This window comes from Novosphingobium sp. RL4, from assembly GCF_035658495.1.
Taxonomy (GTDB): domain Bacteria; phylum Pseudomonadota; class Alphaproteobacteria; order Sphingomonadales; family Sphingomonadaceae; genus Novosphingobium.
On the sequence record NZ_CP141944.1, the window covers coordinates 1264412 to 1290257 of the forward strand.

Genomic DNA, 25846 nt, shown 5'->3' on the forward strand with positions numbered 1-25846 from the left:
CGCGCGCCCCGCTCAGGCTTCCACCGGCCGCCAGGAGTGGCCCCGGAACATGCGACGGATACGGGCGGCCATGGCCTCCCGGGCGGCGACCGGCGAGCTGTAGTAGCTGGCCGAGTCTGCATAATACTGCACCGAGTCCCCGTAGCGGCGGCGGGCATGTTCGGCGTAGTCCACCTGATCGAAGATCACGCCGCCCACGCTGTCGTCCAGCATTTCGAGCGCGGCGCGCATCTGGTCTCCGGTGGTGTGGCCCCAGCGGGCGACCAGCACGGTCTGGTCGGCGAAGTGGCACATCGCCCGCGCATCGCGCACGGCCAGGGCGGCCGGGGCATTGATGATGACCAGTTCGAAACGCTCGCGGAGCTGTTCGAGCAGGGTCTTGAGGCGGCTGGAGGACAGCAGCAGCGCCGGTTCCGCCACCGGTTCCTTGGCGCTCAGCAGCACGATCTGGTGCGGGCTGGCGGCTTCGACGGGGATCGGCACCCCGGCCTCGCCGTCCAGCGTCACGGGCATGTCCGGACCGTCATAGGGGTTGGCCGAGCGCGGGCTCACCAGACTGTCGAGATTGGCGCGACCGCAGACGATGTCGACCAGATCGGGCACCTGCATGTCGCTCTGGAGGCGCTGGAGGGCGCCGCGCTTGCGCAAGTCGAGGTCGAGGATCACCGTGCGATCGCCCATGGCGATGCCCGCGGCGGCCAGCGTCAGCGAGACGGTGGACTTGCCGTCGCCGGGCAGCGGCGAGGTGACGAGCACGACCTGCGAGTTGCTGCGCTGGGCCGGCGGGCGCCGGTCGAGCGCACGCACTTCGGTATAGGCCGAGCGGGCGACTTCGGCGAAGAGCGACTGCGGCTCGCGGATGACCGGGCTTTCCTTCGGATCTTCCGAAAGGTCCTGGTTGAGCAGCGGCAGCATCCCCAGCGTCGGCAGCCCGAACAGGCGGCGGATCTGGGCGGTGGTGCGCAGGCGGTCGTCAAGGAAGTCGCGGGCAAACGCGATCAGGAAGGCGAGCACGGTGGAGCCGAGCAGCGCGGTGATCGCCATCTTGACCGGGGCCGGGGCGATCGGATCGTAATTGGGAACCGCCGGCGAGACGATCGAGGAGGACACGCCTTCGAGCTGCATCTGCGCGCGAACCTGTTCGACGCGGCCGGCGATCGCCTTGTAGGCATCGTCGGCGAGAGTGGCCTCGCGGACCAGCTTTTCGAGCTGCACGGTGTTGGAGGTGTTGCGGTAGGCCATCGAGCTGAGCCCGGCGACGATGCCTTCGAGGCGCGAGGCCTGCGCGGAATCGCCGGCGGCTTCGCTGCGGGCGATCTGCGCCATCTGCGCGCCGCGCGCGGAAGCGTCGGCCTGGGCGGCGGCCTGCACGCGGCCGCGTTCCTCGGCGATGCTGCTGTCGACCGCGGCAAGCTGAGAGCCGAGGCGCTTCACGTCGGGATGGTTTGGCCCGAGGCTGGTGCCGAGCTTGGAGGCTTCGGCCACGAGTTCGCCGCGGCGGCGTTCGAGCTGGTCAAGCGCGCCGGAGGTGGCCAGCGCGGTGCTCTGCATCTGGCTGGCGCGGGCGATGCCGGCGCTGCGGGCGGCGGCGCCGTCACGCGCGGCGGTGGCTGCCGCGCTCTGCACGGCGATGCGATTGATCTGGGCGAGGTCCTCCGCGCCGCCCGCGCCCACCAGCATCTGGTGGGTTTCGCGGAAATCGGCGACGTGCCTGGCGGTTTCCTCGGCGGCGCGGGCGCGGGCCTGCTGTTCGTATTCCAGCGAGGAGAGCAGCTCGGCGCGGCGCTCGTTGCTCTTGCTGGTGCGCAGGGCGCGCACCGAAGGCGGGATCTGGTTGGCGATCTCGGCGGCCAGTTCGGGCGAGCGCGCGGTCACGGCGATCTCGATGAGGTCGGAACCCGTTTCCGAGTTCATCGTCGTCATCGACAGGACCTTGTTGGTCGCGGCCTGGTAAAGGACCTTGGCGTCCGAGGGGACATTGCCGAGTTCGCGCAGGAAGACCGGGTTGTGAACCAGATCGAGATCCCGGATCACCTGTTCGGCGGCGGAGCGCGAACGGTGCAGGCGCACCGCATTGGCGACGCGTTCCGCGTTGCGGGAATTGACGTCCGCCTGGTTGGTGCCGACTTCGTCGATCAGTTCGACCTGCACCGTGGAGGAGGAGCGATAGAGCGTGGGCGAAAGCAACTGCTGCACAAGCACCGCGAGCGTGATCGTGCCGACGATCAGGGCCATCATCGTGCGATAGCGGTAGACGACACGAAGCAGGTCGCGCGGACCGACCTGCTGTTCGGGTGGTTGGGAACCTTCCTGCGACAGCGCCGGTCCTCGATAATGTACCGGCGCGCCGCCCATTTGGCTTGGCGCGATTGCAGTCGACATGTGCCCCTCCTGCGAGGTGAAGATAGGTGCCGCCGGGTCAGGTGGCCTTCCATGTTCGACTATGCGGTGAAAGGCGGGACAGGCAAAAAGGGCATCCGTGAACGGCGCCGCTAATAGAGACTAGTCCTTTTGGGGGGCGCGGCGGCGCAGCAGGGACGAGTAGAGTTCGAGATGGCGCGCGGCCGCGTTCTCGATCGTGTACTCGCGGCTGGTGGTCAGCGCGCCCGCGGAAAACTGCCGGTAAAGCGAAGTATCCTGCATCAGCCGCATGATACCCGCGGCCAGCGCCTGCGGTCTGTCGACCGGGCAGAGCAGCCCGTTCTGGGCGGGCCGCACGAGCCCGCGATTGCCCGAGACATCCGTGGCGACCACCGGCAGGCCCATGGCCATGGCTTCAAGGATCGCCACCGAAAACCCCTCGTAGTGGGAGGTGTTGAGGAAGAGATCGCTGCGCGCGAGCAGTTCGGGCACGTCGCGCCGCTCGCCCAGGAACTGCACGACATCCTCCAGCCCCAGCTCGCGCACCTGGGCGCGGAGCGTCTCCAGCCCCTCGCCGCCACCGGCCACGCGCAGCAGCGGGGCGGGACAGGCCGGGGTCGCGCGGTCGCGCAGGATGCGGGCGGTCTCGATCAGCAGCGGATAGTTCTTCTGGTCCGAGATCGCGCCGACGCTGAGGATGCGGCAGGGCCGTTCGGGCACGAGGCGCGGCCCGGCGGCGCGGTAGCGCGCGGCGGGGGCGTTCTGGATCAGCGTGAAGGGCCGCTTCGACAGGTGCCGGTAGATGCCTGCGGTGTCGTTGCTGATGGCGACGTAGTGATGGACCACCCGGTCGAGCAGGGTGAACAGGCCGGGTGGGAAGCTGAGGCGGCTGTTGTGGTAAGTGAACACCACCGGCCCTCGGTAGCCGCAGAAGGCGAGCATGGCCACCGCGCGCACGGTATGGGCGTGAACCACGTCGGGCCGTGTTTCGGCCAGGTGGCGGCGCAAGGCGAGGATTCCCGGCAGCAGCCGCCGCCGCCGTCCGAGCGAGAGCGATTCGAAACGGCAGCCGGTGCGGTCTATCTGCGCGGCGAGTTCGGCTTCCATCTCCGCTGAATTGCCCAGCGTTCCCGCGTCGCAGAAAGCGACCACGGTGCCGGATGCGCCTTTGGCGGCAAACGCGCCGTTGAGGTTGGTGACGAGGATTTCGGCGCCGCCCGACGTCAGGCTGGTGATGATCGAGCTGACCCGGAGCGGCTGCGGCGGGCTGACGCTGCGGGCGAAGCCTTCGCTGGGGGCATGAACCGTCATGTCCGGGAATCCGCCGGCATCGGGGTAGGCACGGGTGCCGGATGCAGGGAGCCCAGGGAATCGGATGCCGGGACGGCAGTGCGCCGGGCGCTGCGGATGCCGCGCCAGAACGCGGTGTCGAGCAGGGCCACCGTGGCGATTCCGAAGGCGATATGGGCCATGTTGGCGCCGAGCGCGCCGTAATGCGGGATCAGCACGAGTGCGGAAGCGAAGAAGCTGACGGTGGCGGCGAGGCTGGAGAGCAGCACGAAAGTCGGCCGGTTCATCGCCAGCAGCGCGGCGCGGGTAGGGGTGGCATGAAGCGTCAGCAACACGGCCACGAGTTGGACCAGCAGCATGGGATAGCTGTCGGCAAAGCCGGGGCCGAACACCAGTTCGATCGCCTGCCGGCCGAGCAGCCAGCACGCCCCCACCGTGGCCAGCGCGATTCCCGCCAGCACCAGTTGCAGCACGGAAACGAGCTGGGCCATCGAATCCGGCCCCATCTTGCGCCAGAGCCGGGCGAGATCAGGGTAGATCACCGTCTGGATCATGTCGCCCGCGGTCTGCGCCACCTTGGCGATGCGGCGGGAGAGATAGTAGAGCCCGGCCGCTGCCGGTCCCGCGAAGCTGCTGACCAGCAGGGTGTCCATCTCGTGCGTCATCGTGCGCAGGGTGGAGGAGAGGTTGGTGGAGATGGCGAAGCGCATGAAGCCGGGGAAGCGGCCCGGCAGGTCGCGCAGGTCCGCCTTGAGCGGGCTGGGAATGCCGGTATCGCGAAGCGCCCGGAAACCGAGGTAGTTGAACAGCGCCGAATCGAAGATCTGGCTCACCGTCCACACCACGACGAACCAGACCAGTCCTTCTCCCAGTACGTAGAGCAGCGCCGAAAGCGCGAATCGAGCCACGAACGAGGCGAGCTGGACATAGGCGAGGATGCGGAAGCGCCCCGCCAGTCGCAGTGCCGCGCTGGCCATGCCGCGCGGGTTGCAGGCGATGGCGCAGGCGTAGATCGCCACGAGGTCCACGTCATGGGGCTGGATGCCGATCAGGTTGCCCGCCAGCCAGGCGACCAGGACGCTCATCAACGCCGCCACCAGCGCGCTGCCGACGTCCAGCAGCAGGCCATAGGCGTAAAGCGAGGACATTCTGCCGGCATCGCCGTTTTCCTCCTCCACGGCGACGAAGCGGACCAGCGGCTGCCAGGATTCGAACCGGATCAGCCGTTCGCACACCCTGCCGATGGAAAGCACCACGGCGAGGGTGCCGAACTGTTGCTGGCCCAGCGCGCGGGTGGCGATGGCGAGGCTCGCCATCATGATCATCACGCCGCCGAAATTGCCCGAGAGCAGGTGGATGATGCTCATGAGATGCGGGCGGAGCATCTCCGAGCCCTGCCAGCGTTCGCGCTGGCGGGCGATGAAGGAGGCTCCACGGCGCCAGATCGGCGCCGCGCCCTCGCTGGCACTCTCTCTCCGGTTCATCCTGCTTCCAGCGTCCGTATCGTTTGCGGGCGGAGGGAGGGCTCGTCGCCTTCCCGTTCGTCCGGTTTCCAGCTCCCGTGTCTCGGGCGCCGTTCCCGCCGTGCCGCCGTGAAAGTGGCGGCCCCGGCAAGCGCGAACATCAGCACCACCGGTCCGTTCCACATCCGCGCGAACATGTGCGGCAACGACATGGCGTACATGAAGAACACTCCCAGGCTGGCGAGCGCGGACACGCCGGCCGCCTTGTTTCTTCGGGCTATGAACAACCCCTCCACCAGCATGGCGAGGAACATGACGAAGAGTCCGAGGAAGGAGACGATCCCGCCTTCGTTGAGCACCAGCAGGTAGAGCTGGTGCACGGGCATCCCGTAAGAGCTGGCCTTGCGGTATCCGTCACTGCCGAGACCGATCAGCAGGTTGTTGCCCGACATCTGCCAGGCTTCCTCGATCAGCACCGAGCGGCCGACGAAAGTACCCGCCTTGGTCGGATCTCCGGTGACCACCGCGTCGCCCACGCGCTGCTCGAACACGGCGGGCACCGGCCCGCCGAGGCCGACATAGGCAGTCACCACCAGCAGCACCGGCACCGCGATCGAGATGACCGTGCGGATGCGCGAGAAGGCGAGGATGAAGCCGATGGACAGGATCGTCGCGGTGAAGGCGGTGAAGCTGGCGCAATAGACCAGCCCGGCCACGATCACGAGCGCGAGGGGAACCGCGAAGACCGTCTTCAGGCGCTTGTCGATCACAGCGTGGATCAGGAAGATCAGCGCGAAGACGCAGACCGCGCCGTTCGAGTTCGGCTCGCCCGTCATCGCGCCGAGGCGGCCATTGCCGGTCACCACGTACTTGTTGACGTATTGGGTGATCGCCGCGCGGCTCAGCAGGTTGACCATGGCGATGCCGATGGCCTGCGATACGGCGACGCCCAGCACATAGGCGATCGCGCATTTCTGGAGCAGTGCGTGGCTGCAGTTCGCCAGCAGCATCGGGATCAGCAGCAGCGCGAAGGCATATTGCCCGGCGACCACCGGCCAGCGTTCGGAATCGCCGTGCGTGACCGAGCCGACCAGCATCCCGCCCAGCAGCATGACCAGGCCCAGCACCCAGATCGCCGACATCCGCCCCATCATCGCCGCGTTGAGCCCGCGCGAGGCGAGCATGAGCAGCGTGCAGACGAGAAGCAGGATGTCGGACATGGTGAGGTTGAAGGCGGGAATGCGGCCCACCTGCCACCAGCTCAGGAAGAAGGCGGCGACAGGCAGCAGCACGGCGATCACGCGTTCGTATGGGGATACCGAAGCGGTCGCGGGCCGATATGCGGAATGGCCCGGAAGTCTCGCCGGCTGCTGCCACCCCGCGTCGGGGATCACGCCGGGAACCGGCTTCGGAAGCCCCGCCGGAAACTCGGGGGATGCCTGTGTGATGATAGCGGCCATGGCGGCGATCATGGTCAGGGGGGGAGGCGAAGGCAAAGGCCAGTCCGGGCAGTCCGCCAGCGCATAGATGTTAGCGCAAAAGGGTGAGGGCCGGTCCCGCGCTAAGTCGAATTGGTGACTTGTGCGCACTGGGGGCGAGGATCAAGGTCCTGCCGCAAACGGCTTTGCGGGGGGCGGGGGGCAAAGTGCTCCTGAGCCAGGCTGGAGATATGGCATGACCGCGGCAGACACCTCGAGGACAGCCCGCCCCGTTGCGAGGAAACGCGCGAACTGGCGTCCCGTCTGGTTCGGCGGCGCGGTGCTGGCGATCGTGGCCCTGGTGCTCGGCCTTGCCGGAACCGCGGGCGAGCCGGTGCTGGCGGCGGCGCCCGTGGTGCGCGCCATCGCGGGCAAGAAGGCGTTCCCGGCAGCCGTGGGCTACGGCGCCACCAGCGTGGGCGGGCGCGGCGGGCGTATCATCTACATCACCACGCTGGCCGATTCCGGCGCCGGTTCCTACCGCGCCTGTGTGACCGCGACCGGTCCGCGCGTCTGCGTGTTCCGGGTCAACGGGGTGATCCGCTTCACCCAGCGCCCGCCGTGGATCATGACCCCCTACCTGACGATCGCCGGCCAGACCGCGCCCGGCGGCGGGATCACGCTGGCCCATGCGGGCGGGTCCAACGGACTGACCCCGCTGGTCATCAAGAACACGCATGACGTGGTCGTGCGCGGCATCCGCGTGCGCACCGACCGCATCGGCCGCAATCCCGGCGGCGAGGACGATATCACCATCGAGCGGAGCAGCCGCGTGGTGATCGACCATGTCAGCGCCTCCTGGGCGCGCGACGAGGTGATCAACGGCTACGACGACAACGACGAGATCACCATCAGCAATTCGATCTTCGCCTGGGGTATCCCCAAGCATGACAAGTGCGCGCTGCTCGCCAGCGATCCGGTGGACAAGCAGAAGCTGAGCTTCATCGGCAACGTCTGCGCCCACAACGGAGACCGCAACCCCGACATCAACTTCCCGCGCGGCTCCTGCGTGGAGGTCATCAACAACGTGCTCTACAACGCCGCCTCCGAGTTCGCGGAAGTCTGGGAGAGCTACGGGGGCTCGCCGGTATCCATCGTCGGCAACAGCTTCATCGCCGGGACCAACACCAACACCAACAGCCGCGGCGTTGCCCGCGAGACGGTGGGATCGACGGGAACCGCGTCGATCTATCTGTGGGACAACAATTTCAGCGGCAATTTCAAGCATGTCAGCCCGGAAGTCGTGCCCGCGCAGGTCCAGCAGGCGCCGTGCCCGCTGACGCTCCAGCCAATGGCCGCGACGGCCGCCTATTCCTCCGTGCTCGCCCGCGCCGGGGCATTCCCGCGCGATGCCATCGACCAGCAGGTGCTCGCCGACGTGCGTGGCATCACCGGACGTATCGGCGCTCCTGTCCCGGCGATCCCCTACCAGCCTCCGGCCGCGCCTTATGCCGATAACGACAAGGACGGCATGGACGACGCCTGGGAGCGCGCCAACGGGCTCGACACCACGAAGAACGACGCTTGGGGCGACCGGAACGGCAACGGGATCGAGAACTTCGAGGAATTCCTGGCATATCGCGAGAAGGGGTTCGGCCTGTGAACAGCCTGGCTGCGCCGGTTCCCCTTGGCGGCGAGATTCCGGCCCGTGGGCGGACCGGCGGGCCGCTCACCATCTGCTTCCCCTTCGCGGGGGACGAACTGGGCGGCAGCCATGTCTCGGCGCGGGGGCTGATGGAGGGCCTCGATCAGGCGCGCTACCGCCTGCTGGTGGTGCCGGAAGTGCCGGACGGAACGATTGCGGAGTTCTTCGGCGCCTTTACCCGGATGCCTGATCCCGCCGCGCCGCGCCGCTCCTTCGTGCCCGGCGCGCGCTTCGGTCCCGGCAAGGTGCTGCGCGCGCTCGCAGGGGTACCCCGCCGGGCGCGCTTCCTGCGGGAGCATGGTATCGACGTGGTTCACAGCAATGACGGCCGCAGCCATGCGAGCTGGGCGCTGGCGGCGCGGCTGGCGGGGGCGCGGCTGGTCTGGCACCATCGCGGCGATCCCGATGCCCGCGGCCTGCGCTTCGTCGCCCCCTTGCTGGCCAGCCGGATCTTCACCGTCTCGCGGTTTTCCCTGCCGCAGGGATCGAGCGAGGCGGCCAGGGCCGCGCAAGTCGTCTACAGTCCCTTCGACACGTCGGTCAGCGCCGACTGGGCGGCGATGCGCGCCCGGATCGTCGAGGAACTCGGCTGTCCGCCCGATGCCTTGCTGTGCGGTTGGTTCGGCAACTTCGTGAAGCGCAAGCGGCCATTGGAGTTCGTGGAGGCCGTGGAGCGGCTGGGCGCCATGCTCGACCGTCCGGTCGTCGGCCTGATGTTCGGCGATCCGCGCAACACCGAGGTGGGAGACGCATTGCCCGAGCGGATCGCGCGGGTATCCGGCAATGCCCGCGTCCATATGATGGGCTATCGCTCGCCGGGGCATGAATGGCTGGCGGGCTGCGATCTGCTGCTGGTTCCCGCCGCGCGCGAGCCGCTTGGCCGCACGCTGGTGGAGGCGATGCTGGTCGGCACGCTTGTCGTCGCCACGGATTCGGGCGGCAACCCCGAGGCGCTGGAGGGCGGCTGCGGCGTGCTCTGCCCGCTCGACGATCCCGCCGCCATGGCGCGCGCGGCCGCCGACCTGCTTGCCGATCCGGAACGGATCGACGCGATCCGCCGGCATGCACGGCTCGAAGCCAGGCGGCGCTTCTCAAAGGAGAATCACGTCCGTCAGGTCAGCACGGTCTACGAGGAACTGGCGCGAGGCTGAAGGGGAAGGGCGCGCGGCACGGGCCGACCCCGCACACGGCAGCACACACCCGGGGCGCTCCCCTGGGTGTGTGCTGCCGGCGGGGTGCCCGGTCAGAACCGGATGCGCAGTGCGACGCCGGTGCGGAAGCGGTCGAACTCCTGGGTGCCGTCATCGCCGGTCCGCTTGCCGAAATTGGCGTAGCCGGCCAGCGACATATTGCGCGACATCACATATTCGATCTCGCCCGATGCCGTTACGGTCTGCTCCTTGGTTCCCGAGCCGTTGTAGCGCGAGCGGCGATAGCCGGCGCCTACCGTTGCGAACAGGTTGTGCCTGATCTCCTGCTGCACCGCCAGCTTGACGGTCGTGTCCGTGCGGGACTGGGCGCCGGTGCGGAAGGTTGCGACGTCGCCGTTGAAGGCGTCGAGGATCACCGCAGTGCGTCGCGTGGGATGATAGGTCAGGTTGCCCGAGACCGAGAGCCCGGTGCGGCCCGGCGTGCCCGGGTCGTCGGGTTCGAGGCGGAAGAAGCCTGCCGACAGATTGCCCTCCAGCACGCCTCCCGGCTGGATCTGGATGCCTCCGCGCATGCCCCAGGTGGTGGTGTTGCGCTTGTCGCCCTCGGAAGTCCTTTCGATCCTGAAATCACGCCGCACGGCAAAGGCGCTCAGGGTGACGAAGGTGATGCCCGATACCCGCCAGCCGGCCGTGGTAAGGGCGCTGTAGCCGGTGAAGTCCCGGTTGGCGTCCGCCGCGGAAACCGCGTCGTACTGGGTAATGTTGCCCTGAAGGTCGAACAGCAGGCGCGCCGTCTCATGGTGTGCGCGCAGTTCGCCGCCGAGGCTGTCGATCTCGCGGGGGCCGGAGTTCGGGTCCTGCCGGGATTCCGGCGAGCCGCGCTCCTCGACCGCGCGCTGCCAGAACCCGCGCCCCGTTACCGAGGTGGAAGGATCGGGAGACCAGCGCGCCGAGCCCTGGAGCAGCCAGGCCTCGGTATTCTCGGTCTTGAGATCGGCGAAGCGCCGGATCGTGGACGTGGCCAGCACTTCGCCGCTGACGACGCCGGGCGCGGTCCGGGCCCTGATTTCGGGCGTGATTTCGAGATGCACGTCGTCCCGGGCATTGGCGGGTTCGGCGTAGACGTTGCTGTCGTACTCGATCCGGGCTTCGCCGCCCATGGTGACGTCGATCGAGCCGAGGTGGATCGGCAGTTCCCGATAGGACCTATCGTTGGGATAGACCGCCGGAGCGGTCGAGCCGATGTCGCGTGCCTGGGCCAGTGCCTGCTGCGGAGTCGCCAGCAGGAGCGGGACCGGGACGGCCAGTGCGATTGCCCCCCGCACGGCGTCAGAACCAGCGCTCGTAGACCCGGATACGGTCTCCGGGGAGGATGATGGTGGTTTCGTCCGCCTGCGCGGTCACGTCCTTGCCGTCGACCTGCCGGGTGATCGCCACCTTGCCGGTCTGCGCGCGGTAAGTGTAGCCCCCCGCCGCCGAAAGCGCTGCCAGCACGGTCATGCCCTGGCGATAGGCGAACTGGCCGGGCTGGTTGACCTCGCCCACCACATAGAACGGGCGCAGTTCCACCGGGCCGACGTTGACCACCGGGTCGCCGGTCATGATCCCCTGGCGCAGCAGCGTGGCGGCGATGCCCTGTTCGATCTCCCGGTAGGTGAGCCCGGCGACGTTCACCTGCTTGATATAGGGCAGCGAGATCGCGCCGGTATCCTCGACGATGTAGTCGCCGTCGGCGGTCGTCAGATCCTGCACCACGATATGCAGCTTGTCGCCCGCACCCACGCGGTAGGGACCTGCCTGCGTGGATGCGAGCGTGGGCAGAGATGCCGTGGGCGAGGAACATGCCCCGAGCATCAATGACGAAGCGAGCGTCGCGGCAAGCGGGGCCGCGAGAATGTGCCTGAAACGGAACAGGCGCGATAACTGGTGCGACATATGGGGTGCCCTCCCTGGAAAGACCTGCCACCCGGCGCCCTGCCTTCGGGGGGAAACCGCCCCGCCGATGGCTGACACGCCCATGGATTCGTCACCTGATAGGTTACGAAAATGACGGCGGATTTCCTTGGTTATTAAGGGCTAGGTGGTGGCGAACTCGGAGAACAGGCCGCGAAAATACTCGGGCGAAGGGGGATCATCCGCCCGAGAACAGTTCCAGCTAGGGACCGGGGCGCTGTTGTGATATAGCCGTTGGCGCTGACGTCGAATTTGCGACGGGTTTCGGCAATATTGGGTCCGGGCCGGAATTTTCCGATCCGAACTTCAACTGCGACGATTTCCTTTCACTTGACGATTTGACGCACTACCGGACTGCAATCTCGCAGGCCGAAAACACCGTTTCTTGAAAGGAAACACCCATGCCGATCGGCACCGTGAAGTTCTTCAACACCGACAAGGGTTACGGCTTCATTTCGCCCGAGGACGGCGGCCAGGACAGCTTCGTCCACATCAGCGCCGTTCAGAACGCCGGGATGCAGACGCTGAACAAGGACCAGCGCGTTTCCTACGAAGTCGAAGTCGGCCGCAATGGCAAGGCTTCTGCCGTGAACCTGCAGTCGGCCTGATTGCAGAAGAACCGGGGCGCGGCATATGCCGACCCCGGTTCTTACCCCGCAAGCTGCGGTTTGTGGGTTTTTGCCCGAGGCGGCGCGTCCTGCGCGCCGCCCGGTAAGTGCCTTCAGGAGGAAGGGTCGACCTCAGTCGACCATCGCGGCGACAAGCCGCTGGAGATCCTCTCGTGACAGGCTGGTCCGGCTGGCGTCCCGCGCAGGGCGCGGGAGATGCCGGATCTGATGTGTATTGAAGGCATTGGTAGAGCGATGGATCGCTCCCGAAAAATCTGTAATCATCTATTCCTGAATTTCGCGGCTCATGGCCGCCCTGAATCAGCGGCCCTTGGCCGCATTGCGTTTATCGTTTGAAGCCGCCGCGCTTGCGCGGCGGGCCACCGGCCTGGCCGGGGGTGCGTTCGCGGAACACGATGCGACCCTTGGTGAGGTCGTAAGGCGTCATTTCCACGTGTACGCGGTCGCCAACGACGGAGCGGATGCGGAACTTGCGCATCTTGCCCGCGGTGTAGGCGATGATCTTGTGCTCGTTGTCGAGCAGAACGGCGAAGCGCCCATCGGGGAGGATTTCCTCGATGTAGCCTTCCATAGTAAGCAATTCTTCCTTGGCCATCCGGTTCCGTCCATAGTCAATTTGCGTCAGGTCCCGCCGTCCGCACATCGAAAGGCGAGCCATCAAGGCCAAGCAGCTAGAAATGGGAGGCAGGGCTGAAGTTCCAGCCGGCAAAATCCCGTCGCAGGCGACGCAGCACCCGCCACATGGTGTCTAAACGTCAAAATTGCAAGCTATTCCGTGCTGCATCGGCGCATCGATTTCTGTTTGCGGCCACTTCTACGCCGGTTTGGGCGCGGGATTTTCAAGCCGTTTCAGGCCTCATGAAGGTTGCAGGGCCGATTCAGGGGCCGGAGCAATTATCCTTGCCGTCATCCCCGTCATTTCATGGCGGGCCGGTTTAACGCGGTCGGCGGCGTGTAGGAAAATGTTTCGTGAGGGCCGTGGCTCTGCAATGCACTGGCCGAACGGGGATCGCCGGTGGGCGGATGCTCCCCGCGCCCCTCCGCCAGCCGGGGGTGTGGCGGGCGGAGGGGCGGGATCAGGGCCTCAGGGGGTCAAGGCCTCACAGCTTGTCCCTGGGCTTGCGGATGGTGGTGACGACCTGCGAGTCCGTGGAAAGGCCCAGGGAAGGCGCGGGCTTGGTCTTGGCTGCCTTGGGCTTGCGGATTTCCCGCGTGCTGCGCTTCTGCGACTTGGCCATGTTCGTGCTCCTGCTTTCAAGCGGGGGCGCGTTTTATCCCTCAGCCGCGGGAGGCTTGGTGTCCGGTTCCCGCGATGGCTGCTTCTAGCACCGATCGCCCGAAGACGTGTACGAATTCGGGGAAAGGCCGCTTCGGCCGATTCGATCCTGCGCGAGATCAGGCCCGGGCGGATACGGTGGCGGACCAGGCCTCGCTGCGCAGCAGGTCCACGGCCGCCGCCGCCAGCGCCTGGCTGCGATAGCCGCCGCACTCGACCAGCACAGTGCCCACGCAGGAAACCAGCCGCCACCGCCAGTCGCCCCCGGCGAACAGGGTGGAGGTCACGCTGACGGATTCCGCGCGGAAGATGTCGAAGTGGGAAGGTGCATCGCCCTGCACTCCAGGGCGGGCCGCGTTGCTGCGGTCCAATGGCCGGGCGCCCTCGCGGATGGGGGCTTGGACGATCAGGTTGAGTTGCGGTGCCATCGGACGGTCCTTCGCGTCGGCGCGTCCGGGCCTACCAGGGGCCCCGGGCGCGATAGAAGGGGAAGCGCCTGACGACGCCTTCGACGATATGGCCCTTGAGCCTGCGCCGCATTTCGTCCGCGCCTTCTCCCCGCGTGCAGACCAGATGCGTCCCGCCCGTGGGCAAGGGCTCGATGGTGCTGATAGACACGGCGAACTTGTCGCAAAGCGCGATCACGTCTGCCTCGGGCAGGTTCACGTTGATGGCGCGGCTCATCGTGCGGATGCCGATGACGTGAAATAACGGGTGAGATGAAAAGCCATGGCCTTGCTCCACTTCATAAGCGGGAGCACGGAGCTCTCAGTCGAAGCATTGCCTGTAGACGGAATTCTCTTCGATGGTTCCTAGATAGATATTTGCACGAGTTCGCACAAGCCGGACAGAAAATAATAAAATCCCTTGTTCACGGCGTGAGTCGATTCTCGCTCTTCTGACGTCGCGGGGGCGTGGCCCAATTCCTCCGGCCGCTTTTTCGGTCTCTCGATCCTCACGCCTCGATTGCGGACAATTCAGCGGGTCGGAGCCGGATCAGCGACTGCCTTGCACCCATTACCGCCGGACGGCAGGTATCTTCCATTGATCGAAAGCGGCCGCTCGTTCAGGCGAGGCCGCCCTATGTTACGCGAGAAAAGCTGTCGGTCCGCGACCGCCCCATTACGGACATTAGGCGCGAGGTTAAACATAGCCTTATGACAAGAAAAATTGTGGCACTACTTCTGCTATGCCTTGGGTCTGCTTGCGCCAAAGACATGTATTCTGACACGCCAGCTTGCCGTGATGGTGACGCGAACACGGTTTGTCCGGTCGATGGCTCAAGGGATGGAGACGAAAACGCTAAACCAAGCCGTTTCGCATCGGGGGAAAGCAAGCCTGAGCTTCTCAGGCAAATACAACTGGCGGTCGAAGGAGACATTAGCTTCGCAGGTCACTACTCTACTACCTACGTTCCCTGTGGCACTGCATGCGGCAGCTACTGGTTTGTGGACCGCCGCAGTGGGCTAGTCTTTTCCGCTCCGGGCGAAGCGGGTGACGGACAGATGATTTGGGACATCAAGACCAGTCATGATAGCGATGTCGTGGAAGTGACCTACGGGTCGCGCGACGGCAGCAACACTGGCGCGTGTGCGAAGCAGGCGTTCCGCTGGATAGGAACGAAGTTCGTTGAGGCAATGCCAAAGGAACCGACTAGCTGCCCCGCCTAATGACAGCTTCCCCCCCCGTTGCGGCCCTCGCGATCCGTCTCAAGGCCCATCAGCGTCTACATCGCCATCCTCAAAAAGAGCGTGTGTTCTGTCGATCGGGCATCGCTCGCCAGCGCCTTCATAGTTTTCAGGGGTTCAATTAAGTCCGCCCCGGAGACACCATGATAGGAAAGTTCCTTTGATCGCGCCCATCGATCCGCCGCGTTCGCAAAGCTGTCCTCGTTTAATTCATCCAAACGAATGACAAGCTCATCAGGTATTGCAAAGACCCAAGGTCCCTCGGGCGAGCCAATCGCGACTAAAAACTCTTCTCCAGCCAAGCGTGAAGCATCCGCACTCTGATCCACGGCTTTCCAGAGCGCAGCAAGAACTGAGTTATCAGCATTGTTCGTGCGGTAGATGGGCGTGCGAGCCATGTCCGTGGAGAGCGCGACGCCATCGTCAGCGCGGCCTAGAAAGAATTCCGTCAGCAAAGCACACTCCTCGGTTGACGTTGCTCAGGTCGACACTGAAGCGCAAAAGCCGATCGTCCGCAATCCACCCCTTCCTGACGTCAAAGCTATCTTCCGCAGCTTCCGCATAGGGATGGGAGGGGAGGCGGATTGCGCCTGAACTTGACCCTGCGGCTCGGATCACCTAAGGGCCGCCATCTCCTGCGGGTTCGCTCGTGGGAAACGACATAGAGCTGAACATTGTCATGTCGGCATTTTTTGGGACTTTTCCGTGGCTTGGCCATGAGGAGGTCTCTTCGGAAATACCTTGTGCCGAGTCGTGCAGGGGGTTTTCGAAGGTGCGCATGGCAAAGTAATCCGGTGTTTCTGACCGGGTGGAGTGTTTTTCGGCTCACGTTCGACGGTTGCCAGGTTGCAGACCGCCATCGTTCCCGATCCGGGATCGGCGCGGCAGGTGCGGCCCGGGTGTTCACCGTTCGGCGTGACTCTCGAATTTCCTCATCCTTTCAGATGCTCCGGGGCCCGTTGTCGGTTTGGTCCCTTGGGGTGCGAAGGGTTCGCGCCGGTGCTGTCCGTCTCGACGGGCAAGATGCTCCGGCCCGGATCCATCGCACTCCCATTTGAAAGAAGAGTATAGATGCCCACTATCAACCAGCTGATCCGCAAGGGTCGCGAACCGCAGAAGGCCAAGTCGAAGGTTCCTGCGATGGAGCAGAACCCGCAGAAGCGCGGCGTCTGCACCCGCGTGTACACCACGACCCCGAAGAAGCCGAACTCGGCTCTCCGCAAGGTCGCCAAGGTGCGCCTGACCAACAGCCGCGAAGTCATTTCGTACATCCCGGGTGAAGGCCACAACCTGCAGGAGCACTCGGTCGTGCTCATCCGCGGCGGCCGCGTTCGCGACCTTCCCGGCGTGCGCTACCACATCCTGCGCGGCGTGCTCGACACGCAGGGCGTCAAGGATCGCAAGCAGTCGCGCTCGAAGTACGGCGCCAAGCGTCCGAAGTAAGCTGGTAGCGGCATGAGGGCCTGACGTTCTCTGCCGCACGGTACTGGATCTACCGGCCGGTGATGCTCACGCTCCCGCCCGAAACAACAAGGAATACCAACGATGTCACGTCGTCGTCGTCCCGAGAAGCGGGAAATCCTGCCTGATCCCAAGTTCGGTGATCAGACCCTGTCGAAGTTCATGAACAACCTCATGCTCGACGGCAAGAAGTCGGTCGCTGAATCGATCGTCTACGGTGCTCTCGACACCATGGAAACCCGCGCCAAGGCCGATCCGGTCCAGCTGTTCCACGATGCCCTGAACAACGTGAAGCCGCAGATCGAAGTCCGCAGCCGCCGCGTCGGTGGCGCGACCTACCAGGTTCCCGTCGAAGTGCGCCCCGAGCGCGCCCAGGCCCTGGCCATCCGCTGGCTCATCACCGCCGCCCGCAACCGTCCCGAGACCACCATGTCGGCGCGTCTCTCGGGCGAGCTGCTCGACGCTGCCAACAACCGCGGCAACGCCGTGAAGAAGCGCGAAGACACGCACCGCATGGCGGACGCGAACCGCGCCTTCTCGCACTACCGCTGGTAATGTGCGTGGTGTCGCCCGGATCGGCCCCTTCAGAGGCGGTCATCCGGGCGTCACACTTTTAATTCAGGGGGCGGGGGCCTATCTGACGGTCGGTCCCAACCCCGAACACTCCTGCTAAGGATTCTCACCATGGCACGCAGCCATCCGCTCAATATGTACCGCAACATCGGTATTATGGCGCACATCGACGCCGGTAAGACCACGACTACCGAGCGCATCCTCTATTACACCGGCAAGTCCTACAAGATCGGCGAAGTCCACGACGGCGCCGCGACCATGGACTGGATGGAGCAGGAGCAGGAACGCGGGATCACCATCACCTCGGCTGCGACCACCTGCTTCTGGACGTCCGAGGGCCAGGAATACCGCATCAACATCATCGACACCCCCGGCCACGTTGACTTCACCATTGAAGTCGAACGTTCGCTGCGCGTGCTCGACGGTGCGGTCGCCTGCTTCGACGGCGTTGCCGGCGTTGAGCCGCAGTCGGAAACCGTGTGGCGCCAGGCTGACAAGTACGGCGTTCCGCGCATGTGCTTCATCAACAAGCTCGACCGTACCGGCGCGAACTTCAAGTACTGCGTGCAGTCGATCATCGACCGCCTCGGTGCCAAGCCTGCCGTGCTCTACATTCCGATCGGCCTCGAAGCCGACCTGAAGGGCCTGGTCGACCTCGTTCACAACCGCGCGATCATCTGGAAGGACGAATCGCTCGGCGCCGAATTCTTCTACGAAGAAATCCCGGCTGAACTCGCTGACGAAGCTGCCGAATACCGTGAAAAGCTGCTCGAACTCGCTGTCGAGCAGGACGATGCGGTTCTGGAAGCCTACCTCGAAGGCAATGAGCCCGACGTCGCCACGCTGAAGTCGCTGATCCGCAAGGGCACGCTGAACCACTCGTTCGTTCCGGTCGTTTGCGGCTCGGCGTTCAAGAACAAGGGCGTTCAGCCCCTGCTCGACGCCGTCGTTGACTACCTGCCTTCGCCGCTCGACATCGAAGACGTCCAGGGCGTCAAAGTCGACAGCGACGAGCCCGACAGCCGTCCGCCGGAAGACAACGCTCCGTTCTCGGCGCTGGCCTTCAAGGTCATGAACGATCCCTTCGTGGGCTCGCTCACCTTCATCCGTATCTACTCGGGTACGCTCTCGAAGGGTTCGTACCTGAACTCGGTGAAGGGCAAGAAGGAAAAGGTCGGCCGCATTCTCGAAATGCACGCCAACGACCGTAAGGACATCGACGAATCCTTCGCGGGTGACATCGTTGCTCTTGCCGGCATGAAGGAAACCACCACGGGCGACACGCTCTGCGCCGAACGCGCGCCGATCGTGCTCGAACGCATGGAATTCCCCGAGCCGGTCATCGAACTGTCGGTGGAACCGAAGACCAAGGCCGACCAGGAGAAGATGGGCGTCGCGCTCAACCGTCTCTCGGCCGAAGATCCCTCGTTCCGCGTCACTACCGATCACGAATCGGGCCAGACGATCATCAAGGGCATGGGCGAACTTCACCTGGACATCATCGTCGACCGCATGCGTCGCGAGTTCAAGGTCGAAGCCAACGTCGGCGCTCCGCAGGTTGCCTATCGCGAATACCTCGCGAAGCCGGTGGACATCGACTACACCCACAAGAAGCAGTCGGGCGGTACCGGTCAGTTCGGTCGCGTGAAGGTCAAGGTCACGCCGGGCGAGCGCGGTGCGGGCATCACCTTCAAGGACGAGATCAAGGGCGGTAACATTCCGAAGGAATATATCCCCGCGATCGAAAAGGGCATGCGCGAAACCGCTGCCTCGGGCTCGCTGGTCGGCTTCCCGATCATCGACTTCGACATCGTCCTCTACGACGGTGCCTACCACGACGTCGACTCGTCGGCCCTGGCCTTCGAAATCGCCGGTCGCGGTGCCATGCGTGAAGTCGCCCAGAAGGCCGGCATCAAGCTGCTCGAACCGATCATGAAGGTCGAAGTCGTTACCCCCGAGGAATACCTCGGCGACGTCATCGGCGACATGAACAGCCGTCGTGGCCAGATCCAGGGCACCGACAGCCGCGGCAATGCCCAGGTCGTCGAATCGATGGTCCCGCTGGCCAACATGTTCGGCTATGTGAACCAGCTCCGCTCGTTCACCCAGGGTCGTGCGAACTACTCGATGTTCTTCTCCCATTATGACGAAGTCCCGGCGAACGTCGCGGCTGAGGTCAAGGAGAAGCTTGCCTAAACGGCAAGATCATTCTAGGGGCGGCGCCTGTTTCGGCGGGCGTTGCCTCACATCCCGCAGATACAATTCAAGCGAAAGAAGGTTTGTAAGATGGCGAAGGCAAAATTCGAGCGGAACAAGCCGCACTGCAACATCGGCACCATCGGTCACGTCGACCACGGCAAGACCACCCTCACGGCTGCCATCACCAAGGTCATGTCGGAAGCGTTCGGCGGTGAAGCCGTTGACTTCGCAAACATCGACAAGGCTCCGGAAGAGCGCGAGCGCGGCATCACGATCTCGACCGCTCACGTCGAGTACGAGACCGAAGCCCGTCACTACGCGCACGTCGACTGCCCGGGTCACGCTGACTACGTGAAGAACATGATCACCGGTGCCGCCCAGATGGACGGCGCGATCCTGGTTGTGAACGCTGCTGACGGCCCGATGCCGCAGACCCGCGAACACATCCTGCTCGCCCGCCAGGTCGGCGTGCCGCAGCTGGTCGTGTACATGAACAAGGTCGACCAGGTCGATGACGAAGAGCTCCTCGAGCTCGTCGAACTCGAAGTGCGCGAACTGCTCTCGTCGTATGACTTCGACGGCGACAACATCCCCGTCGTCAAGGGTTCGGCTCTCGCCGCCCTCGAAGGCCGTGACGACAACATCGGCAAGGAATCGATCCTTGCGCTGATGAAGGCTGTCGACGACTACATCCCGCAGCCCCCGCGTCCCACCGACAAGGCATTCCTGATGCCCGTCGAAGACGTGTTCTCGATCTCGGGTCGTGGTACGGTTGTTACCGGCCGCGTCGAAACCGGCATCGTCAAGGTTGGTGAAGAAGTCGAAGTCGTCGGTATCCGCGACACGCAGAAGACCACCGTCACCGGCGTCGAAATGTTCCGCAAGCTGCTCGACCAGGGTGAAGCCGGCGACAACATCGGCGCGCTGGTTCGTGGCCTGAAGCGCGACGACGTGGAGCGTGGCCAGGTTCTCGCCAAGCCGGGCACCGTGACCCCGCACACCGAGTTCTCGGCTGAAGTCTACGTTCTGTCGAAGGACGAAGGCGGCCGTCACACGCCGTTCTTCGCCAACTACCGTCCGCAGTTCTACTTCCGCACCACCGACGTGACCGGCGAAGTGATCCTTCCCGAGGGCACCGAAATGGTGATGCCGGGCGACAACGTTTCGCTGACCGTGAAGCTGATCGCTCCGATCGCTATGGACGAAGGTCTCCGCTTCGCAATCCGCGAAGGCGGCCGCACCGTCGGTTCGGGCGTCGTTGCCACGATCACGAAGTAATTCGCTGATCTTGCAGCTACGGCTAAAGTGATTGGCCCGGCGTCTCGAAAGAGGCGCCGGGCTTTTCGCGTTTATGGAGTTAAGGCGTTTGTGGCGCTCGAGGCCCCGGCGTAGGGCTAGTGTGCCCGCAACTCGCCCTGTCCGATCTTCCATGCATCCGAGCCTTTGGGTGCTGCGGGAATGGACGCCAGGTCGATGTAGTAGACAGGTTCCGGCACGTGGCCGAACGGTATGGTGATGCAGGGGCCTAGGCAGCCAGGCAGGTCCCAGAGGTCGGGCGGGTAGGCCGCGCCCGTACGCGTGCTTTCGTCGACGGATTTCGAAGCCGGGACGCGCTGGTCAGTGCCATCGCCGCCGTGGGAGCAGACGACGATCGTGCCGTCATTGCCGCCATTGCTGGCACGGGCGGCAGCACGGCAGGCCTCATCAACGGCAGCGCCCTTGGCGTCTGGCATGGTGGCGTGGGCGGAAAGCGTGTTGGTATCGTCGATGTCGATGGGGACGCCCGTTTGGCCGGGGCCGTAGCCGGAGCTGTCGGCTGCTGCGGTGGCGGGCGCCAGGCATGCAAGGGTGAGCGCGGCAAGCGTGCTGGAAATTGTCGTGGTGATGGAGGGCATTGAAAGCGCCTTCTGCTAGGCGTCGCCATGCCAACCTAGGATGCGGAACGGAGGTAGGGAAGGGGCGATGCGACGAACCGCGTTGGCGACCTTCGGGAACCTGCCGGACTTCGTGAAATCAGGGCTTGCTCGACTCGGCATCACCGTGTAGTGGCGCGGTTCGAATTTGACGGGGCTTCGGCCCTTTGGCTCTTTCTCATCGGTAGTAGGTAATGGAAGCTCAGAACATCCGTATCCGCCTCAAGGCGTTTGACCATCGCGTGCTCGACCAGGCTACTGGCGAAATCGCTGACACGGCCCGCCGTACCGGCGCTCTGATTCGTGGGCCCATTCCTCTGCCGACGAAGATCGAGAAGTTCACGGTCAACCGTGGCCCGCACATCGACAAGAAGTCGCGTGAGCAGTTCGAAGTCCGCACCTACAAGCGTCTGCTTGACATCGTGCAGCCGAACGCAGCTACCGTCGACGCTCTGATGAAGCTCGATCTGGCTGCCGGCGTGAACGTCGAAATCAAGCTGGCCTAAGCCGGTTTGCGGGGTGACCGAAAGGTTGCCCCGAAAGTCCTTTCCGATCGGACTTTAAACGATCGAGGCGAAATTCGGATCTTCGGATCCAAATTGTCCTTGTCGGCCCGATGGCCGGCTTTGCGGGGAGAAACCCGCAGAGACAGCGCCCCGGGCGGCAAGCCGCCGGGGGACACAAGGGATACCTCCGCCGTCTCCTTCGGGAAGCGTCGGGAATGCGTCCCCCGTCTCGTTTCCGCGGTCCATGATGGGCTGGCAGGGAACACCTGACCCGGACGGGGTTCGTATCACAACCAGGGTTGGACACGCGTACGGGGGATGGTCCTGCGTACGCCTCTGTAAGGAGAAAGGTCATGCGTACAGGCGTGATCGCCAAGAAAGTCGGGATGACCCGCCTGTTCCAGGAGGACGGTCGCCACGTGCCCGTCACTGTCCTGGCACTTGAAGACTGTCAGGTGGTTTCGGTTCGTACTGCTGATCGTGACGGCTACGTCGCGGTTCAGCTCGGTGCGGGCGAAGCAAAGCAGAAGAACGTTGCCAAGCCGCAGCGTGAGCACTTCGCCAAGGCTGAAGTTTCGCTCAAGATGCGCGTCGCGGAATTCCGCGTTGCCGACGATGCCCTCCTCGAAGTCGGTTCGACGATCGCTGCCTCGCACTTCGTGCCTGGCCAGCTGGTCGACGTTGCCGGCCACACCCAGGGCAAGGGCTTCCAGGGCGCTATGAAGCGCTGGGGCTTCGGCGGTATGCGCGCCACCCACGGTGTGTCGATCTCGCACCGTGCGCACGGTTCGACGGGTAACCGTCAGGATCCGGGCAAGGTGTTCAAGAACAAGAAGATGGCCGGCCACATGGGCGACCGTCAGCGCACCCAGCAGAACCTCGAAGTCGTCCGCGTGGACGACGAGCGTGGCCTGATCTTCGTCAAGGGCTCGGTCCCGGGTTCGAAGAACGCCTGGCTCACCGTTTCGGACGCCGTCAAGGTCGACCGTCACGGCGAGGCTCCGTACCCCGCCGGCCTCAAGCTGGCTGCCAACACCAATGATACGGCCGCTGCCGAGACCCCTGCTGACGTGGCGGCTCCCGAAGCGACCGAAGGCCAGGAGGGCTAATCATGAAGGTTCAGGTCCTCAATATCGACGGTTCGGCCGCTAACGCCGACATCGAGCTTTCGGACGACGTGTTCGGCCTCGAGCCGCGCGCGGACATCCTGCACCGCGTCGTCACCTGGCAGCTCGAAAATCGCCGCGGCATCGCCCGTGCGACCCGCGAGCGCTCGGAAGTCGCGCGTACCGGCAAGAAGTTCGGTCGCCAGAAGGGTGGCGGTACTGCCCGTCACGGCGATCGTGCGGCTCCGGTGTTCATCGGCGGTGGTAAGGCTCACGGTGCTCGTCGCCGCGAGTTCAACGTCTCGCTGAACAAGAAGATCCGCGCTCTCGGTCTGAAGATGGCCCTTTCGGCCAAGGCTCAGAAGGGTCTCGTGATCGTCGACTCGCTCGACGTTTCCGATGCCAAGACCAAGGCGCTCGCCGGTCAGCTCGCCAAGGCGAACTTCGGCAAGAAGGTTCTCGTCATGGACGGTGAGCAGGTAAACGAGGGCTTCGCCCTGGCTGCCCGCAACATCATCGGCGTCAACGTGCTTCCGGCTGTCGGCGCCAATGTCTACGACATCCTGAAGCATGATACGCTGGTGCTGACGCGCGCCGCTGTCGAGAAGCTGGAGGCGCGTTTCAATGGCTAAGAGCAACGTGGACATCCGTCATTACGACGTGATCCTCTCGCCGCACATCACCGAGAAGTCGACCCTGCTCTCCGAGCAGAACGCGGTTGTCTTCAAGGTGGCCGACGCGGCAACCAAGCCCCAGATCAAGGCCGCCGTTGAGGCGCTGTTCGACGTCAAGGTGACTGGCGTGAACACCCTGGTCCAGAAGGGCAAGACCAAGCGCTGGCGCGGTAGGGAATACCGCCGCAGCGACGTGAAGAAGGCGATTGTCACGCTGGCCGAAGGCCAGTCGATCGACATCACCGAAGGCGTACGGGGCTGATCCGATGGCACTGAAGCATTACAACCCGACCAGCCCCGCCCGCCGCGGCCTGGTCCTCGTCGACAAGTCGTCGCTCTGGAAGGGCAAGCCCCTCAAGGCGCTGACCGAAGGCAAGAGCAAGACCGGTGGCCGCAACAACAAGGGCCATGTCACTTCGCGTGGCATCGCCGGCGGTCACAAGCAGAAGTACCGCTTCATCGACTTCAAGCGTCGCAAGTGGGACATGGAAGCAACCGTGGAGCGGATCGAATACGATCCCAACCGCACTGCTTTCATCGCGCTGGTCAAGTACGCCGACGGTGAGCTGACCTACATCATCGCGCCTCAGCGTCTGGCCGTTGGCGACGTCGTCGTCGCCGGCGAGAAGACCGACGTGAAGCCCGGCAATGCCATGCTTCTGTCGCAGATGCCGGTCGGCACGATCTGCCACAACGTCGAGATGAAGCCCGGCAAGGGCGGCCAGATCGCACGTTCGGCAGGCACCTATGTGCAGGTCGTCGGTCGCGATCGCGGCATGGTCATCGTTCGTCTGAACTCGGGCGAGCAGCGCTACCTGCGTGGCGATTGCATGGGCACCGTTGGCGCCGTGTCGAACCCCGACAACGCCAACCAGACCCTTGCCAAGGCTGGTCGCGGCCGTTGGCTGGGCCGTCGCCCGCTGACCCGCGGTGTTGCCAAGAACCCGGTCGACCACCCGCACGGCGGTGGTGAAGGCCGTACCTCGGGCGGCCGTCATCCGGTCACTCCGTGGGGCAAGCCGACCAAGGGTGCTCGCACTCGCAACAACAAGCAGACGGACAAGATGATCATCCGTTCGCGCCACGCCAAGAAGAAGAGGTAAGACACGATGGCACGTTCCGTCTGGAAAGGCCCCTTCGTCGACCTGTACCTTCTCAAGAAGGCCGAGGTCGCGCAGGATGCCGGCAACCGCGCTGGTCCGATCAAGACCTGGTCGCGTCGCTCCACCATTCTCCCGCAGTTCGTTGGTCTGACCTTCTCGGTCTACAACGGGCACAAGTTCATCCCTGTCTCGGTCAACGAGGACATGGTCGGCCACAAGCTCGGTGAATTCGCGCCCACGCGCACGTTCCCCGGCCACGCCGCCGACAAGAAGGGCAAGCGCTAATGAGCAAGCAGGCAGCACCCCGCCGCGTTGGCGAGAAGGAAGCTCTTGCGGTTGGCACCACCATTCGTGGTTCCGCCCAGAAGCTCAACCTCGTCGCCGCTCTCATCCGTGGCCGCAAGGCCGAGGACGCGATGAACATCCTGGCCTTCTCCAAGAAGGCCATGGCCCAGGACGCCCGCAAGATCCTCGCTTCGGCGATCGCCAATGCGGAAAACAACCATAACCTCGACGTTGACGCTCTCGTCATCGCCGAGGCATCGGTTGGCAAGTCGATCACGATGAAGCGCTTCCACGCGCGCGGTCGCGGCAAGTCCACCCGGATCCTCAAGCCGTTCTCACGCCTGCGGATCGTCGTTCGCGAAGTCGAGGAGGCCTGATCCATGGGTCACAAGAGCAATCCGATCGGTCTGCGTCTGCAGATCAACCGTACCTGGGACAGCCGCTGGTTTGCGGAAGGCCGGGACTACGGCAAGCTTCTTGAGGAAGACCTCAAGATCCGCAAGTCCATCATGTCGACCCTGCCGCAGGCAGCGATCTCCAAGGTGGTCATCGAGCGTCCGGCCAAGCTGTGCCGCATCTCGATCTACGCAGCCCGTCCCGGTGTGATCATCGGCAAGAAGGGTGCGGACATCGAGAAGCTGCGCAAGCAGCTCTCGGCCATGACTTCGAGCGAAGTGAAGCTGAACATCGTCGAAATCCGCAAGCCGGAAATCGATTCGAAGCTCGTCGCTCAGGGCATTGCCGACCAGCTGGTCCGCCGTGTTGCGTTCCGCCGTGCGATGAAGCGCGCCGTTCAGTCGGCCCTTCGTCTTGGTGCCGAAGGCATCAAGATCACCTGCGGTGGCCGTCTCGGGGGCGCCGAAATCGCTCGCGTGGAATGGTATCGCGAAGGCCGCGTTCCGCTGCACACGCTGCGTGCGAACATCGACTATGCCGAAGCCGAGGCTCTGACCGCCTACGGTATCATCGGCATCAAGGTCTGGATCTTCAAGGGTGAAATCCTTGGCCATGACCCGATGGCGCAGGATCGTCTGATGATGGAGGCTCAGACCTCCGGCGTCCGTCCGGCGCGCTGAGGCTTGAGGTAGAGTA

At 64.6% G+C, this 25846-nt stretch carries 28 protein-coding genes; 15 read left to right on the forward strand and 13 right to left on the reverse strand.

What is annotated here, in order from left to right:
• Positions 1 to 12: 12 nt before the first annotated feature.
• The 4 genes from U9J33_RS06120 to U9J33_RS06135 all read right to left on the reverse strand — a co-directional run bounded on the left by U9J33_RS06120 (position 13) and on the right by U9J33_RS06135 (position 6574).
• Positions 13 to 2382, reverse strand: coding sequence for a GumC family protein (locus U9J33_RS06120; protein ID WP_185997835.1), 2370 nt, complete (start codon positions 2380 to 2382; stop codon positions 13 to 15).
• 120 nt (positions 2383 to 2502) lie between these two features.
• Positions 2503 to 3672, reverse strand: a complete 1170-nt coding sequence (locus U9J33_RS06125) for a glycosyltransferase (protein WP_054440277.1) — start codon at positions 3670 to 3672, stop codon at positions 2503 to 2505.
• Positions 3669 to 5135: a lipopolysaccharide biosynthesis protein gene (locus U9J33_RS06130; RefSeq protein WP_054440279.1), complete on the reverse strand. Its 1467-nt coding sequence runs from the start codon at positions 5133 to 5135 to the stop codon at positions 3669 to 3671. The genes U9J33_RS06125 and U9J33_RS06130 overlap by 4 nt, the downstream gene beginning before the upstream one ends.
• Positions 5132 to 6574: an O-antigen ligase family protein gene (locus U9J33_RS06135; RefSeq protein WP_132469051.1), complete on the reverse strand. Its 1443-nt coding sequence runs from the start codon at positions 6572 to 6574 to the stop codon at positions 5132 to 5134. The genes U9J33_RS06130 and U9J33_RS06135 overlap by 4 nt, the downstream gene beginning before the upstream one ends.
• Positions 6575 to 6788: 214 nt before the next feature.
• Here U9J33_RS06135 and U9J33_RS06140 point away from each other — a divergent pair, with 214 nt between their 5' ends.
• Both U9J33_RS06140 and U9J33_RS06145 read left to right on the forward strand, forming a co-directional pair.
• Entirely contained in the window at positions 6789 to 8195 is a 1407-nt protein-coding gene (locus tag U9J33_RS06140) for a pectate lyase family protein (protein WP_292634683.1), read from the forward strand.
• Positions 8192 to 9388 carry a glycosyltransferase family 4 protein gene (locus tag U9J33_RS06145; protein WP_324698596.1) on the forward strand — a complete coding sequence of 399 codons (1197 nt, stop codon included), beginning with the start codon at positions 8192 to 8194 and terminating at the stop codon, positions 9386 to 9388. The genes U9J33_RS06140 and U9J33_RS06145 overlap by 4 nt, the downstream gene beginning before the upstream one ends.
• A gap of 92 nt (positions 9389 to 9480) precedes the next feature.
• Here U9J33_RS06145 and U9J33_RS06150 read toward each other — a convergent pair whose 3' ends face one another.
• Positions 9481 to 10713 carry an outer membrane beta-barrel protein gene (locus tag U9J33_RS06150; protein ID WP_324698597.1) on the reverse strand — a complete coding sequence of 411 codons (1233 nt, stop codon included), beginning with the start codon at positions 10711 to 10713 and terminating at the stop codon, positions 9481 to 9483.
• A 4-nt stretch (positions 10714 to 10717) separates the two neighbouring features.
• Positions 10718 to 11323 (reverse strand): polysaccharide biosynthesis/export family protein, encoded by a 606-nt coding sequence (locus U9J33_RS06155; protein WP_054440285.1) that lies wholly within the window; start codon positions 11321 to 11323, stop codon positions 10718 to 10720.
• A gap of 419 nt (positions 11324 to 11742) precedes the next feature.
• Here U9J33_RS06155 and U9J33_RS06160 point away from each other — a divergent pair, with 419 nt between their 5' ends.
• Positions 11743 to 11949: a cold-shock protein gene (locus U9J33_RS06160; RefSeq protein ID WP_054440287.1), complete on the forward strand. Its 207-nt coding sequence runs from the start codon at positions 11743 to 11745 to the stop codon at positions 11947 to 11949.
• A 132-nt stretch (positions 11950 to 12081) separates the two neighbouring features.
• On the opposite strand, the gene U9J33_RS06165 is transcribed toward U9J33_RS06160, so the two are convergent.
• The 6 genes from U9J33_RS06165 to U9J33_RS06190 form a co-directional block, all read right to left on the reverse strand.
• Complete coding sequence (locus U9J33_RS06165) at positions 12082 to 12234, reverse strand: hypothetical protein (protein WP_165913222.1); 153 nt, start codon at positions 12232 to 12234, stop codon at positions 12082 to 12084.
• Between the two features lie 61 nt (positions 12235 to 12295).
• Positions 12296 to 12565, reverse strand: a complete 270-nt coding sequence (gene infA / locus U9J33_RS06170; RefSeq protein ID WP_054440289.1) for a translation initiation factor IF-1 — start codon at positions 12563 to 12565, stop codon at positions 12296 to 12298.
• A 505-nt stretch (positions 12566 to 13070) separates the two neighbouring features.
• The gene (locus U9J33_RS06175; RefSeq protein WP_165913223.1) at positions 13071 to 13208 is read right to left on the reverse strand and encodes a hypothetical protein; all 138 of its coding nucleotides are present in this window, start codon (positions 13206 to 13208) and stop codon (positions 13071 to 13073) included.
• A 157-nt stretch (positions 13209 to 13365) separates the two neighbouring features.
• The gene (locus U9J33_RS06180) at positions 13366 to 13674 is read right to left on the reverse strand and encodes a hypothetical protein (RefSeq protein WP_324698601.1); all 309 of its coding nucleotides are present in this window, start codon (positions 13672 to 13674) and stop codon (positions 13366 to 13368) included.
• A gap of 31 nt (positions 13675 to 13705) precedes the next feature.
• Positions 13706 to 13930, reverse strand: a complete 225-nt coding sequence (locus U9J33_RS06185) for a hypothetical protein (protein WP_054440292.1) — start codon at positions 13928 to 13930, stop codon at positions 13706 to 13708.
• 1042 nt (positions 13931 to 14972) lie between these two features.
• Entirely contained in the window at positions 14973 to 15389 is a 417-nt protein-coding gene (locus U9J33_RS06190; protein WP_324698603.1) for a hypothetical protein, read from the reverse strand.
• A gap of 616 nt (positions 15390 to 16005) precedes the next feature.
• Between U9J33_RS06190 and rpsL the strand changes: the two genes are divergently transcribed.
• The 4 genes from rpsL (at position 16006) to tuf (ending at position 20445) form a co-directional block, all read left to right on the forward strand.
• Positions 16006 to 16377 carry a 30S ribosomal protein S12 gene (rpsL, locus tag U9J33_RS06195; RefSeq protein WP_007682177.1) on the forward strand — a complete coding sequence of 124 codons (372 nt, stop codon included), beginning with the start codon at positions 16006 to 16008 and terminating at the stop codon, positions 16375 to 16377.
• Between the two features lie 102 nt (positions 16378 to 16479).
• On the forward strand, positions 16480 to 16950 hold the full coding sequence (gene rpsG, locus U9J33_RS06200; protein WP_054440295.1) for a 30S ribosomal protein S7: 471 nt from the start codon (positions 16480 to 16482) through the stop codon (positions 16948 to 16950).
• Positions 16951 to 17079: 129 nt separating this feature from the next.
• Positions 17080 to 19164 carry an elongation factor G gene (fusA, locus tag U9J33_RS06205; protein WP_054440298.1) on the forward strand — a complete coding sequence of 695 codons (2085 nt, stop codon included), beginning with the start codon at positions 17080 to 17082 and terminating at the stop codon, positions 19162 to 19164.
• Positions 19165 to 19254: 90 nt separating this feature from the next.
• Positions 19255 to 20445, forward strand: coding sequence for an elongation factor Tu (tuf, locus tag U9J33_RS06210; protein WP_054440300.1), 1191 nt, complete (start codon positions 19255 to 19257; stop codon positions 20443 to 20445).
• Positions 20446 to 20561: 116 nt separating this feature from the next.
• Here tuf and U9J33_RS06215 read toward each other — a convergent pair whose 3' ends face one another.
• A complete protein-coding gene (locus U9J33_RS06215; RefSeq protein ID WP_324698608.1) occupies positions 20562 to 21062 on the reverse strand; it encodes a hypothetical protein in 501 nt (166 codons plus the stop codon).
• Between the two features lie 212 nt (positions 21063 to 21274).
• Between U9J33_RS06215 and rpsJ the strand changes: the two genes are divergently transcribed.
• The 8 genes from rpsJ (at position 21275) to rpsC (ending at position 25830) form a co-directional block, all read left to right on the forward strand.
• Positions 21275 to 21586: a 30S ribosomal protein S10 gene (gene rpsJ, locus U9J33_RS06220; RefSeq protein WP_007011873.1), complete on the forward strand. Its 312-nt coding sequence runs from the start codon at positions 21275 to 21277 to the stop codon at positions 21584 to 21586.
• Between the two features lie 353 nt (positions 21587 to 21939).
• Positions 21940 to 22695 carry a 50S ribosomal protein L3 gene (rplC, locus tag U9J33_RS06225; protein ID WP_054440304.1) on the forward strand — a complete coding sequence of 252 codons (756 nt, stop codon included), beginning with the start codon at positions 21940 to 21942 and terminating at the stop codon, positions 22693 to 22695.
• Positions 22696 to 22697: 2 nt separating this feature from the next.
• A complete protein-coding gene (gene rplD, locus U9J33_RS06230; protein ID WP_054440306.1) occupies positions 22698 to 23324 on the forward strand; it encodes a 50S ribosomal protein L4 in 627 nt (208 codons plus the stop codon).
• Entirely contained in the window at positions 23317 to 23628 is a 312-nt protein-coding gene (locus U9J33_RS06235; RefSeq protein WP_054440308.1) for a 50S ribosomal protein L23, read from the forward strand. The genes rplD and U9J33_RS06235 overlap by 8 nt, the downstream gene beginning before the upstream one ends.
• A 4-nt stretch (positions 23629 to 23632) precedes the next feature.
• Positions 23633 to 24469 (forward strand): 50S ribosomal protein L2, encoded by an 837-nt coding sequence (gene rplB / locus U9J33_RS06240; protein WP_054440310.1) that lies wholly within the window; start codon positions 23633 to 23635, stop codon positions 24467 to 24469.
• 6 nt (positions 24470 to 24475) lie between these two features.
• Positions 24476 to 24754, forward strand: coding sequence for a 30S ribosomal protein S19 (rpsS, locus tag U9J33_RS06245; protein WP_054440312.1), 279 nt, complete (start codon positions 24476 to 24478; stop codon positions 24752 to 24754).
• A complete protein-coding gene (gene rplV, locus U9J33_RS06250) occupies positions 24754 to 25131 on the forward strand; it encodes a 50S ribosomal protein L22 (RefSeq protein WP_054440314.1) in 378 nt (125 codons plus the stop codon). The genes rpsS and rplV overlap by 1 nt, the downstream gene beginning before the upstream one ends.
• A 3-nt stretch (positions 25132 to 25134) precedes the next feature.
• A complete protein-coding gene (gene rpsC, locus U9J33_RS06255) occupies positions 25135 to 25830 on the forward strand; it encodes a 30S ribosomal protein S3 (RefSeq protein ID WP_054440316.1) in 696 nt (231 codons plus the stop codon).
• Positions 25831 to 25846 lie beyond the last annotated feature (16 nt).

What these genes read in the sequence shown, in the direction of transcription:
- U9J33_RS06120 (WP_185997835.1), bottom strand. Translation starts at nt 2,382, where the DNA reads ATGTCGACTGCAATCGCGCCAAGCCAAATGGGCGGCGCGCCGGTACAT.
- U9J33_RS06125 (WP_054440277.1), bottom strand. Translation starts at nt 3,672, where the DNA reads ATGACGGTTCATGCCCCCAGCGAAGGCTTCGCCCGCAGCGTCAGCCCG.
- U9J33_RS06130 (WP_054440279.1), bottom strand. Translation starts at nt 5,135, where the DNA reads ATGAACCGGAGAGAGAGTGCCAGCGAGGGCGCGGCGCCGATCTGGCGC.
- U9J33_RS06135 (WP_132469051.1), bottom strand. Translation starts at nt 6,574, where the DNA reads ATGGCCGCTATCATCACACAGGCATCCCCCGAGTTTCCGGCGGGGCTT.
- U9J33_RS06140 (WP_292634683.1), top strand. Translation starts at nt 6,789, where the DNA reads ATGACCGCGGCAGACACCTCGAGGACAGCCCGCCCCGTTGCGAGGAAA.
- U9J33_RS06155 (WP_054440285.1), bottom strand. Translation starts at nt 11,323, where the DNA reads ATGTCGCACCAGTTATCGCGCCTGTTCCGTTTCAGGCACATTCTCGCG.
- U9J33_RS06160 (WP_054440287.1), top strand. Translation starts at nt 11,743, where the DNA reads ATGCCGATCGGCACCGTGAAGTTCTTCAACACCGACAAGGGTTACGGC.
- U9J33_RS06165 (WP_165913222.1), bottom strand. Translation starts at nt 12,234, where the DNA reads ATGATTACAGATTTTTCGGGAGCGATCCATCGCTCTACCAATGCCTTC.
- infA (WP_054440289.1), bottom strand. Translation starts at nt 12,565, where the DNA reads ATGGCCAAGGAAGAATTGCTTACTATGGAAGGCTACATCGAGGAAATC.
- U9J33_RS06175 (WP_165913223.1), bottom strand. Translation starts at nt 13,208, where the DNA reads ATGGCCAAGTCGCAGAAGCGCAGCACGCGGGAAATCCGCAAGCCCAAG.
- U9J33_RS06180 (WP_324698601.1), bottom strand. Translation starts at nt 13,674, where the DNA reads ATGGCACCGCAACTCAACCTGATCGTCCAAGCCCCCATCCGCGAGGGC.
- U9J33_RS06185 (WP_054440292.1), bottom strand. Translation starts at nt 13,930, where the DNA reads ATGAGCCGCGCCATCAACGTGAACCTGCCCGAGGCAGACGTGATCGCG.
- rpsL (WP_007682177.1), top strand. Translation starts at nt 16,006, where the DNA reads ATGCCCACTATCAACCAGCTGATCCGCAAGGGTCGCGAACCGCAGAAG.
- rpsG (WP_054440295.1), top strand. Translation starts at nt 16,480, where the DNA reads ATGTCACGTCGTCGTCGTCCCGAGAAGCGGGAAATCCTGCCTGATCCC.
- fusA (WP_054440298.1), top strand. Translation starts at nt 17,080, where the DNA reads ATGGCACGCAGCCATCCGCTCAATATGTACCGCAACATCGGTATTATG.
- tuf (WP_054440300.1), top strand. Translation starts at nt 19,255, where the DNA reads ATGGCGAAGGCAAAATTCGAGCGGAACAAGCCGCACTGCAACATCGGC.
- U9J33_RS06215 (WP_324698608.1), bottom strand. Translation starts at nt 21,062, where the DNA reads ATGCCCTCCATCACCACGACAATTTCCAGCACGCTTGCCGCGCTCACC.
- rpsJ (WP_007011873.1), top strand. Translation starts at nt 21,275, where the DNA reads ATGGAAGCTCAGAACATCCGTATCCGCCTCAAGGCGTTTGACCATCGC.
- rplC (WP_054440304.1), top strand. Translation starts at nt 21,940, where the DNA reads ATGCGTACAGGCGTGATCGCCAAGAAAGTCGGGATGACCCGCCTGTTC.
- rplD (WP_054440306.1), top strand. Translation starts at nt 22,698, where the DNA reads ATGAAGGTTCAGGTCCTCAATATCGACGGTTCGGCCGCTAACGCCGAC.
- U9J33_RS06235 (WP_054440308.1), top strand. Translation starts at nt 23,317, where the DNA reads ATGGCTAAGAGCAACGTGGACATCCGTCATTACGACGTGATCCTCTCG.
- rplB (WP_054440310.1), top strand. Translation starts at nt 23,633, where the DNA reads ATGGCACTGAAGCATTACAACCCGACCAGCCCCGCCCGCCGCGGCCTG.
- rpsS (WP_054440312.1), top strand. Translation starts at nt 24,476, where the DNA reads ATGGCACGTTCCGTCTGGAAAGGCCCCTTCGTCGACCTGTACCTTCTC.
- rplV (WP_054440314.1), top strand. Translation starts at nt 24,754, where the DNA reads ATGAGCAAGCAGGCAGCACCCCGCCGCGTTGGCGAGAAGGAAGCTCTT.
- rpsC (WP_054440316.1), top strand. Translation starts at nt 25,135, where the DNA reads ATGGGTCACAAGAGCAATCCGATCGGTCTGCGTCTGCAGATCAACCGT.